General features: G+C 68.3%; 4 protein-coding genes. 1 reads left to right on the forward strand and 3 read right to left on the reverse strand.

Features of this window, described 5'->3' with window-relative positions; all coding sequences use genetic code 11:
* Window positions 1-245: 245 nt before the first annotated feature.
* From glgB to LVY72_RS23940, 3 genes are read right to left on the reverse strand one after another with little or no spacing between them, the layout of a single operon-like run.
* The gene (glgB, locus tag LVY72_RS23930) at window positions 246-4,148 is read right to left on the reverse strand and encodes a 1,4-alpha-glucan branching protein GlgB (protein WP_237827436.1); all 3,903 of its coding nucleotides are present in this window, start codon (window positions 4,146-4,148) and stop codon (window positions 246-248) included.
* The gene (treS, locus tag LVY72_RS23935) at window positions 4,148-5,938 is read right to left on the reverse strand and encodes a maltose alpha-D-glucosyltransferase (RefSeq protein WP_237827438.1); all 1,791 of its coding nucleotides are present in this window, start codon (window positions 5,936-5,938) and stop codon (window positions 4,148-4,150) included. Before treS ends, glgB begins: the two co-directional genes overlap by 1 nt.
* Entirely contained in the window at window positions 5,938-8,040 is a 2,103-nt protein-coding gene (locus tag LVY72_RS23940; RefSeq protein ID WP_372463778.1) for an alpha-1,4-glucan--maltose-1-phosphate maltosyltransferase, read from the reverse strand. Before LVY72_RS23940 ends, treS begins: the two co-directional genes overlap by 1 nt.
* 170 nt (window positions 8,041-8,210) lie before the next feature.
* On the opposite strand from LVY72_RS23940, the gene glgP reads away from it, so the two are divergent.
* Window positions 8,211-10,814 (forward strand): alpha-glucan family phosphorylase, encoded by a 2,604-nt coding sequence (gene glgP / locus LVY72_RS23945; RefSeq protein WP_237827440.1) that lies wholly within the window; start codon window positions 8,211-8,213, stop codon window positions 10,812-10,814.
* Window positions 10,815-10,864: the final 50 nt, after the last annotated feature.

Genomic DNA, 10,864 nt, shown 5'->3' on the forward strand with positions numbered 1-10,864 from the left:
TTTTCTAACTTACACGCTTGGAGTTTCTTTGTCCAATCGGCCCGGTTCGCTTCCCTCCGCAAGGAGGTCCCGGCGTTGAGCCGGTTGGATCGCGGGCGCTTCGACCACTCTCTAGCGCGAAAATTAACTCTACCACTGTTCCCAGCGCATGTAAATTCCGTGTGAACGATCCACGGAACGGGTACCGGGAAGCCGCCAAACGTGCTAGTCAGCGGCTTCCCAGACCGGCAGGGCCGGTACCGCGGCTACCGTTCCGACTTCAGGTACAGCACGCCCAGCGGCGGAACGGTGATGACCGCGGAGGCCGGGTAACCGTTCCAGGCCCCTTCGGCGGCTTCCACCGGGCCCGGGTTGGACACCCCGGATCCGCCGTAGACTTCGGCGTCGGTGTTCAGCACCTCGGTCCACTGCCCCGCCCACGGCAGGCCGACCCGGAATCCCTCATGCGGGTGGCCGGCGAAGTTGGCGATGCAGACCAGCGGATTGCCGTGGCGGTCCCAGCGGATGAACGACAACGTGTTCCGCGCCCCATCGGAGGCATCGATCCATTGGAAGCCGGCGGGCTCGTTGTCCCGCTCATACAGCGCGGGCGTCGCCCGGTACATCCGGTTCAGCTCCCCGACCAGGGACTGCAGGCCCTGGTGCGGCGCGTTCTCGGCCAGCCACCAGTCCAGCCCGTGCTGCTCGGACCACTCGGCTTCCTGGCCGAATTCGGTGCCCATGAAGATCAACTGCTTGCCCGGGTGCGCCCACTGGAAAGCCAGGTAGGCCCGCAGGTTGGCCAGCTGCTTCCACCGGTCCCCGGGCATCTTGGTCAGCATCGACCCCTTGCCGTGGACCACCTCGTCATGGCTGATCGGCAGCAGGAAGTTCTCGGTGAAGGCGTAGACCATCGAGAAGGTGGCCTTGTCGTGGTGGTACATCCGGTGCACCGGGTCCTCGGAGATGTACTCGAGCGTGTCGTTCATCCAGCCCATGTTCCATTTCAGCCCGAAGCCGAGCCCGCCGCCGGAGGTCGGCCGCGTCACGCCGGGGAACGCGGTGGATTCCTCCGCGATGGTCACGATGCCAGGTACCCGGCGGTAGGCGGTGGCATTGACTTCCTGCAGGAAGGAAATGGCCTCGAGGTTCTCCCGGCCGCCGTGGATGTTCGGGTACCACTGGCCGTCCTGGCGCGAGTAGTCCCGGTAGAGCATCGAGGCGACGGCGTCCACCCGGAGCCCGTCCACGTGGAATTCCTCCAGCCAGTACAGCGCGTTGGCCACGAGGAAGTTGCGCACCTCGGTCCGGCCGAAGTCGAAGATCAGCGTGCCCCAGTCCGGGTGCTCGCCGAGCCGGGGATCCGAGTGCTCGTACAGCGGCTGGCCGTCGAACCGCGCCAGGGCCCACTCGTCCTTGGGGAAGTGGGCCGGCACCCAGTCCACGATGACGCCGATGCCGGCCTGGTGCAGCTTGTCCACCAGGTACTTGAAGTCGTCCGGATGGCCGAAGCGGGATGTGGGCGCAAAATAGGACGTGACCTGGTAGCCCCAGGAGCCGCCGAACGGGTGTTCGGCCACCGGCATGAACTCCACGTGCGTGAAGCCCAGCCGGGTGACATAGTCCGCCAGCTCTTCGGCCAGTTCCCGGTAGCCCAGCCCGAGCCGCCAGGAGCCCAGGTGGACCTCGTAGACGCTCATCGGCCCGTTGTGCGGATCCCGCTGCGCGCGCTCGGCCATCCAGGCCTCGTCGCCGAAAACGTAGCGCGAGTCCAGCACCCGGGAGCCGGTCAGCGGCGGCACTTCCGTCCAGCGGGCCATCGGGTCCGCCTTTTCGTGCCAGTGGCCGTCCCGGCCCAGCAGTTCGAATTTGTAGATGGCACCGGGCTGCACGCCGGGGATGAACAGTTCCCAGACGCCGGCGCCGCCCAGCGAGCGCATGGCGTGGACGGAGCCGTCCCAGCCGTTGAACTCGCCCTTGACCCGCACCGCCTGCGCGTTGGGGGCCCAGACGGCGAAGCTTGTCCCGGAGATGTCCCCGAGCGTGGAGTTGTAGCGGCGCACATGGGCACCCAGCACGCTCCAGAGCATCTCGTGCCGGCCCTCGCCGATCAGGTACAGATCCACTTCGCCCACGGTGGGCAGATAGCGGTAGGGGTCGTCGGTCAGTTCCGGCCTGCCGCCGGGATAGGTGACTTCGATCCGGTAGTCCGGCACGTGCCCGCGCCGTTCGGGTTCCACCACCGCCACCCAGATACCCCCGTGCTCGTGCTGCATCGGGACCTTGGCCGAGGCCGTGACCAGGGTGACGGTCTCCGCCATCTTCCGCAGGGTCCGGACCGTGACATGGCCGTGGTCGTCCAGATGGGCGCCGAGCACGGCGTGCGGCTGGTAGTAGCTGCCATGCGCCACCGCGCTGAGCACGTGCTCGTCCACCGGCACCGGTGTGGCCGACCCGATCGGCGGAATCAGCGACGGCGTACCGGTAACCGGTGCCGCCGCGTCTTCCAGGCCCGGTACCGGCGCCGGCACCGGGGCACCTTCCTGCGGCACGACGGCGGCGGGAGCGTTTTCGGGGAACGCTCCGGCGACCTGCTCCAGGCCGTCGCCGGAACCGGTGGCCGGCCCGGAACCTGTGCCTGCGGCATTCTGCCCGGCAGCCTTCCGGTTTCGTGGTGTTGGCTTGGACGAGGATTTGGAATCCACGGCTGGCTCCTCTGATGCGGTGGGCTGGCTGATCCGTTCCAGTTCGCGCCTGACGGCCTGGACCGGAACATCCACCCAGTGCGGGCGGTTGCGTTGTTCGTACACGACTTCATACAGGGCCTTGTCCAGCCAGAGGCCGAGGAACAGCGGCGCGGACGTGTCCACCGCGGTTCCGGATTCGGCCTCGTAGCCTTCGAGGAAGGCCGCCTTGGTGTCGGCGGCCCATTGTCCGGCCGCGGCTTCGGCATCGTCCCGGTGCTGCTGGCGGGCGGCCAGCAGGGCTACCCCGGCGGCGTAGTCGAAGGAGCGCAGCATGCCGACCACGTCGCGGATGGCGACGTCGTCGGTGCCCCGGCTGCCGAGCGGGCGCAGCGGTTCGCCCTCGAAGTCCAGCACCACCCAGCCGCGCCGGGGTGAATGCAGGACCTGGCCCAGATGGTAGTCCGCGTGGATCGGCTGCAGCTCGGGCCGGTCCTCGCCCTGCGGCAGGCCGGCGAGCCGGTCCAGCACCTGATCGACGGCCTCGTCCAGCGGGCCGACTGCGGCGCCGGCCTGGGCCCAGCCCCACCGGATCCGTTCGGCCAGGTCCTCGACCAGCGCACCCAGTTCCTGCCGACTGGCTGCGTGGCTGCCGCCGGCCTTTGCCAGCTGGCGGTGGATGCGGCCGGTCACCGCGCCCAGCTCGCGGGCCTGGGCGGTGAAGTCCTCGCCCGCCACCGCCGCGGATGAGGCCGCACGCCAGGCATCTTCGCTGTCCGGAATGAATTCCCGCAGCACGCTCAGGTGCCCCGAATCCCACAGCAGGTCCCCGTCGTCGGACTGGCCCGGGGTCAGCCAGCTGCCGGTCACCCAGCCGAAGCTGGCCGGCACATCGGCCGAGTCCAGCCCGCTGAGCAGGACCCCGATTTCCACATCGGGGTTGGCACCGGCCTCGAGCACCCGGAAGAACTTCACGATCAGCGGCGTCTGCCCGGCCTCCACCACCACCGAGGTATTCGACTGTTCCCCGGTCAGGACCTTGGTCCGCACCGGGCCGTCGAACCTGGGCCACTGGTCGAAGCCGGACCCGGCGTGCCCGCGGGCGCGGCCGTTGCGGGTCCGGGAGCCGCTGCGCATCATCTCGAGCCAGGCCATGACGAAGTCCGGATCGTACGCGCCGTCGTACAGCCAGCGCCGCTGCTCGTCCGCACCGTTGGCGGCGATGTTCAGTTCGCCGATCAGTCCCTGGCCGGCGCCCTCGAGCGGAGCGCTGCGCAGGCTCACGGGAACATTGACCACATAGGTTTGTTTCCCGGTGTGCACCGCAACAATGTGCACCGCGAGCGTAGTCTGTCCGTCCGGGTCCGGCAGCCTGATGCCGCCCAGCCGGCGCAGCACCACCTCCTGGCCCTTGGCCGGGAACCAGCGTTGGCGGGGCAGCCAGTCGAGCAGCAGTTGGGGCAGGGGCGGGGTGGCAACGGACATCAGCTGGCAACCTCCGGTCGTGGGTTGGCTTGGATGATGGGCAGGGCAGAGGTCACCGGCGACGCCGGATTCGACTGCGGCGAGCGCAGGCGCAGCCAGTAGAAGTCGTGGCTGCCCAGGGTCAGGGTAACCTGCCCGGCGTCGTCGAACGCGGGAAACGGGCTGCCGCCGAAAAGGTCCCGCAGGCCCCGGCCGGCGTATTCGGGCAGCCGGAGCGTGGCCGCCGTCGGATGCTGGGACAGGTTGAAGACGCACAGCAGCGTCTCGTCCGCCTCCCCCTCCGGATTGTCCTTGGGCAGCTCGCGCAGGAAGGCGAGCACGGACTCGGCTTCCACCGGTACGTTGCGGTAGCGGCCCAGGCCGAAGGCCGCGTGGATCCGGCGGATGCCGATCATCTGCCGGATCCAGTGCAGCAGCGACGTCGAATGGGCCAGCTGGGCTTCCACGTTCACATAGTTGTAGTGGTAGACCAGGGACTGGATCACCGGCAGATACAGCTTGCCGGGATCCGCGGTGGAAAAGCCCGCGTTGCGGTCAGGGTTCCACTGCATGGGCGTGCGGGAGGCATCGCGGTCCTCGAGCCAGATGTTGTCCCCCATGCCGATCTCGTCCCCGTAGTAGAGGAACGGGCTGCCCGGCAGCGAGAGCAGCAGGGCGTGGATCAGTTCCAGTTCGGCCCGGGAGTTGTCCAGCAGCGGGGCCAGCCGCCGCCGGATCCCGATGTTGGCGCGCATCCGGGAGTCCGGTGCGTACCAGCCGAGCATGGCCTCGCGCTCCTCGACGGTGACCATCTCGAGCGTGAGTTCGTCGTGGTTGCGCAGGAAAGTGCCCCACTGGGCCCCGGCCGGGATTTCCGGGGTCTCGGCCATGGTGCGGATGATCGGTGCGGCCTTCTGGTCGCGCAGCGCATAGTACAGCCGCGGCATGATCGGAAAGTGGAAGGCCATGTGGCACTCCGGCAGGATGTCCCCGTCCTCGTTGTGCTGGCCGAAGTATTCCACCACCTCGTGCGGCATCTGGTTCGCCTCGGCGATGATCACGCGGTTGGGGTATTCGGCGTCCACCATGGCGCGCAGGTCCTGCAGGAACTTGTGGGTGGCCGGCAGGTTCTCACAGTTGGTGCCCTCTTCCTCGAAGAGGTACGGGATGGCGTCGGCACGGAAGCCGTCGATGCCTTGGTCCAGCCAGAACCTGACGACGTCGAAGATCGCCTCGACCACCGCGGGATGCTCGAAGTTCAGGTCCGGCTGGTGGCTGAAGAAGCGGTGCCAGTAGAACTGGCGGCGGATCGGGTCGAAGGCCCAGTTGGACTCCTCGGTGTCCACGAAGATGATCCGCGCGTCCTGGTACTTCTCGTCCGTGTCGCTCCAGACGTAGAAGTCCCCGAAGGGGCCCTCCGGCTCCCGGCGCGAGGCCTGGAACCAGGGGTGCTGGTCCGAGGTATGGTTCAGCGGCAGGTCGATGATCACCCGGACGCCCCGGGCATGGGCCTCCGCCACCAGGCGCTTGAATTCGCTGATGGTGCCGAATTCGTCCAGCACGTCGGTGTAGTCGGCCACATCGTAGCCGCCGTCGCGCAGCGGCGACTTGAAGAACGGCGGCAGCCAGAGGCAGTCGACGCCCAGCCACTGCAGGTAGTCCAGTTTTTCAATCAGGCCGGTGAAGTCCCCGGAGCCGTCCCCGTTGGCATCGGCGAACCCGCGCACCAGGACTTCGTAGAAGACCGCCTTGCGGTACCAGTACGGATCATGGGCCAGGCCCGGTGCATTTAGCTGGAAAACACCAGCCACTACCGTCCCCTTCGCACCTGCAGGACATGTGCCGGTTCGTGGTGCGGGTCCAGCCGGACGTAGTTGCTGGCGCCCCACCGCCAGCTCTCGCCGGTGATCAGGTCGTCCACCCAGAAGGTGCCGTCCTCGTTCAGGTCCTCCGGGTCCAGCCCCAGCGCGGCCAGGTCCAGCTCGACCAGGCCTTCGCGGATGTGGTGCGGATCCAGGTTGACGACGACGACGATGGTGTCCTTGGCGCCGGCCGGGTCCAGGTTCTCCTTGTGCTTGGAGTATGCCAGGGTGGCGCCGTCGGTCGTGGCCTGGATGGTGAGGTTCTGCAGGTCGCCGAGCGAGGCATGGTCGCGGCGGATCTGGTTCAGCCGGGTCAGGTAGGGGGCCAGCGAGCGGCCCTCGGCCTCGGCCTTGGCAAAGTCGCGCGCCTTGAACTCGTACTTTTCGTTGTCGATGTACTCTTCGGCGCCCGGCCGGGCCACATGTTCGTACAGTTCGTAGCCGGCGTAGACGCCCCAGAGCGGACTGGCGGTGGCCGCCAGCACGGCGCGGATCTTGAACGCCGCCGGGCCGCCGTACTGCAGGTACTCGGTGAGGATGTCCGGGGTGTTCACGAAGAAGTTCGGCCGGAAATACGCAGGGGTTTCGTGGCTGACCTCGGTGAAGTACTCGGCCAGTTCCTCCTTGGTGTTGCGCCAGGTGAAATAGCTGTACGACTGCTGGAAGCCGGCCCGGCCCAGCGCGTGCATCATCGCCGGCCGGGTGAAGGCCTCGGCCAGGAAGACCACGTCCGGGTCTTCCCGGTTGACCTCGCCGATCAGCCATTCCCAGAACCACACCGGCTTGGTGTGCGGGTTGTCGACGCGGAAGATCTTCACCCCGTGGCTGATCCAGAGCCGCACGATCCGCAGGATTTCCTCGGACAAACCCTGCGGGTCGTTGTCGAAGTTCAGCGGGTAGATGTCCTGGTATTTCTTCGGCGGGTTTTCCGCATACGCGATGCTGCCGTCCACCCGGGTGGTGAACCACTCCGGGTGCTCGGTGGCCCAGGGATGGTCCGGGGCCGCCTGCAACGCCAGATCCAGGGCCACCTCCAGGCCTGCTTCCTCGGCGGCGGCAACGAACGCGTCGAAGTCCTCGAAGCTGCCCAGGTCCGGATGGATCGCGTCATGCCCGCCCTCGGCGGCACCGATTGCCCACGGGGAGCCCGGATCGCCGGGCCCGGTCACCAGGGTGTTGTTCCGTCCCTTGCGGTTGGTCCGGCCGATCGGGTGGATCGGGGGCAGGTAGACGACGTCGAATCCCATGGCCGCAACCGCGGGCAGGCGCTTGGCCGCCGTCGTAAAATTGCCCGAAGTCCAGCTGTGGGTCTGCGGGTCGTAGACCGCACCTTCGGAGCGCGGGAAGAACTCGTACCAGGACCCGCGGCCGGCGCGGTCCCGCTCCACCAGCACCGGGTAGGACGCGGAACTGGTAACCAGGCCGCGCACCGGATGCTCCCGGACCGCCTCCAGCACCGCCGGCTCGGAACCGGCCTCGAGGCGTTCCGCCACCGGCCGGTCCGGATCGGCCATGACCGCGGCGGCCAGCCGGAACACCTGGGCGTTGCCGGCGGGGCGGCCCTGCTGGCCGGCGGCCCGGGTGAACAGCCGGACGCCTTCGGCCAGCATCAGCTCCACGTCCACCCCGGCGGCGATCTTCACCTCGGCGTTGTGCAGCCAGGTCGCGTACAGATCCGCCCAGCCTTCGATGGCGAAGGACCAGCGGCCCGCGTACCGCGGGCGCAGCGTGCCGGTCCAGCGGTCAGTGCCCGCGCCGGCCGCGGTGAGCCGGGAACGCTGCACCGGCTTGCCGTCCGGGTCGAACAGCACCGCGGTAACCCCGATCAGGTCGTGGCCTTCCCGGAAAACGGTGGCCCCCACCTCGATGTCCTCGCCCGGCACTGCCTTGGCCGCAAACAGCCCGCCCTCGATCACCGGAGCAACCTCGGTGATCGGGATCCGGCCGAAGCGCAGCCCCGGTGCCGGGCGTTCCCCCGTCCGCGTTGGGTCCGAAGCACCCGTCGAATCGTCCCTCTTACCGGCAGAAGCATCTGTGGTGAATGTGGTCACAAGGTAGACGTTAGCGAGAAACAACGCCGATTGCGAAGGACGGCGACACGCGGGCGGCCTGTTACGTCTGTTACGTCCGGGGGCCGGATCCAAGCCTCAGGCGCCGACATTTCCGAAGCATTTACGCACCTGCAACATACCGGCCGGGCATCTGCGCTAGCGTAACCGTTATGAAGGCGATTCGCAGATTCACCGTCCGCACTGTTCTTCCGCCCAGCATCGCTCCCCTCGCCCGCCTCGCGGGCAATTTGCGTTGGTCCTGGCACCGGCCCACCCAGCAGCTGTTCGAAAGCCTGAACCCGGCCGCCTGGCAGGAACTGCACCAGGACCCGGTGGCACTGCTGGGTTCCTTCACGCGCGAGCAACTGCAGCAGCTGGCCGCGGACGCCGAGCTGGTCCGCCGGGTCCGCGAGCTGGATGCCGACCTGGACCGCTACCTGGGCGAGGACCGCTGGTACCAGTCGCTGGGCGCCGACGCCCCGCAGTCCATCGCCTACTTCTCCCCCGAATACGGCATTTCCGCCGTCCTGCCCCAGTACTCCGGGGGCCTGGGCATCCTCGCCGGCGACCATTTGAAGGCCGCCTCGGACCTGGGCGTGCCGCTGATTGGGGTGGGCCTGCTCTACGCTGCCGGATACTTCAAGCAGTCGCTCAGCCGCGACGCCTGGCAGCAGGAAACCTACCCGGTGCTGGATCCGGACGGGCTGCCCCTGACGCTGCTGCGCGAGGAGGACGGCAGCCCGGCCCAGATCATGCTGCCGCTGCCCAACGGGCGCAAGCTGCAGGCCCGGATCTGGCGCGCCGACGTCGGACGCGTGCCGCTGCTGCTGCTCGATTCCAACGTCCCGGGCAACGACGAAGCGGCGCGGGCCATCACGGACCGGCTCTACGGCGGCGGCGGGGACCACCGCCTGCAGCAGGAACTGCTGCTGGGCATGGGCGGGGTCAAGGCCCTGCGCATCTACGAGCGGCTCACCGGCACGCCGCGCCCGGAGGTCTTCCACACCAATGAAGGGCACGCCGGTTTCCTGGGCATCGAGCGCATCCAGGAACTGATGAGCTCGGGCCTGAGCTGGAACGAGGCCCTGGCCGCCGGCCGGGCCAATACCGTCTTCACCACGCACACCCCGGTGCCGGCCGGCATCGACCGCTTCGATGTGCTCCAGGTGGCCCACTTCTTCCGCGCCGGGCTGGCCCCGGACGTGCCCACCGAACACGTCCTGGCGCTGGGCGAGGAAAGCTACGACGGCGGTGACCCGACCAAGTTCAACATGGCCGTGATGGGCCTGCGGCTGGCCCAGCGGGCCAACGGCGTGGCCAAGCTGCACGGTGTGGTCTCGCGCGGCATGTTCTCCGGACTGTGGCCGGGATTCGACACCGAGGAGGTGCCGATCACCTCGGTGACCAACGGCGTGCACGTGCCGACCTGGGTGGACCACCGGATCGCCGAACTGGCCCGCGAGAAGCTCGGCTCCGAGTCCGTGGAGGCCAGGCACTGGGAGAAGGTCTACGAGTTCGCCGACGCCGAGGTCTGGAACCTGCGGCGGCAGCTGCGCAGCAACCTGATCGACGACGTCCGGCGCCGGCTGAAGGCATCGTGGAAGAAGCGCGGTGCCGGCGACGCGGAACTGGCCTGGACCGCCTCCGTGCTGGACCCGGACGTGCTCACCATCGGTTTTGCCCGCCGCGTGCCGACCTACAAGCGGCTGACCCTGATGCTGCGCGACCCCGCGCGGCTGAAGGCGCTGCTGCTGCATCCGGAACGGCCCATCCAGCTGGTGATCGCCGGCAAGTCCCATCCCGCGGACGAGCAGGGCAAGCGCATGATCCAGGACCTGGTGCGCTTCACCGACGATCCGGCGGTGCGGCACCGGATCGTGTTCCTGCCCAACTACGACATCGCCATGGCCAGGACCCTGTTCCCCGGCTGCGATGTGTGGCTGAACAACCCGCTGCGCCCGCTGGAGGCCTGCGGCACCTCGGGCATGAAGGCCGCCATCAACGGCGGGCTGAACCTGTCCGTGCTGGACGGCTGGTGGGATGAAATGTACGACGGCGACAACGGCTGGGCCATCCCGTCGGCGAGCCCGGCCGTGTCCCCGGAAGAGCGCGACGACATTGAGGCAGCGGCCCTGTACGACCTGCTCGAGAACCATGTGGCGCCGCGCTTCTACGGCAGCGAGCAGGCCGACGCCGCCGGCGCGGCCGGCCCCTCCGAGCCCTCCGCGGACCCGGTTCCGCACCAGTGGATCGCGATGATCAAGCACACCCTGGCCACGCTGGGCCCGGCGGTCTCCGCCGAGCGGATGGTCCAGGACTATGTCCAGCAGCTCTACCGGCCGGCCGCCGCCTCGGGGCGGGTGGCCCGGGCCGAGCACTTCAAGGCCGCTCGCGAGCTGGCCGCCTGGGTCGCCCGGGTGCGCCACTTCTGGCCCGAGGTCGTGGTGGAGCACGTGGATTCGCTCGATGTCACGGACGAACCCCAGATCGGCGACACCGTGCGGATCAACGCCTATGTACGGCTGGAGGAGCTGACCCCGGAGGATGTGTCCGTGCAGGCGGTGCACGGCCAGGTCACGGAGAACGACGAACTGGCCCAGATCTCGATCCGCGACCTGACGCTCAAGGAGGACCTCGGCGATGGCCGGTTCCTGTTCTCCGGCGGGGTGACGATCGACCATTCCGGCTCGTTCGGCTACACGGTCCGGGTCCTGCCGCGGCACCAGCATCTGGCCACCGAAGCCGAACTCGGCCTGGTCACCAACGCCAGCTAGCAGCCGAGGGCCCCACTCCCCATCGACTTGACACGTAACGCCCTTCCCAG

Origin of the sequence: Arthrobacter hankyongi (assembly GCF_022012395.1) — a bacterium.
GTDB classification, from domain to species: Bacteria; Actinomycetota; Actinomycetes; order Actinomycetales; family Micrococcaceae; genus Crystallibacter; species Crystallibacter hankyongi.

Coding starts and splice junctions, on each gene's coding strand:
- glgB (WP_237827436.1), bottom strand. CDS start 4,148: ATGTCCGTTGCCACCCCGCCCCTGCCCCAACTGCTGCTCGACTGGCTG.
- glgP (WP_237827440.1), top strand. CDS start 8,211: ATGAAGGCGATTCGCAGATTCACCGTCCGCACTGTTCTTCCGCCCAGC.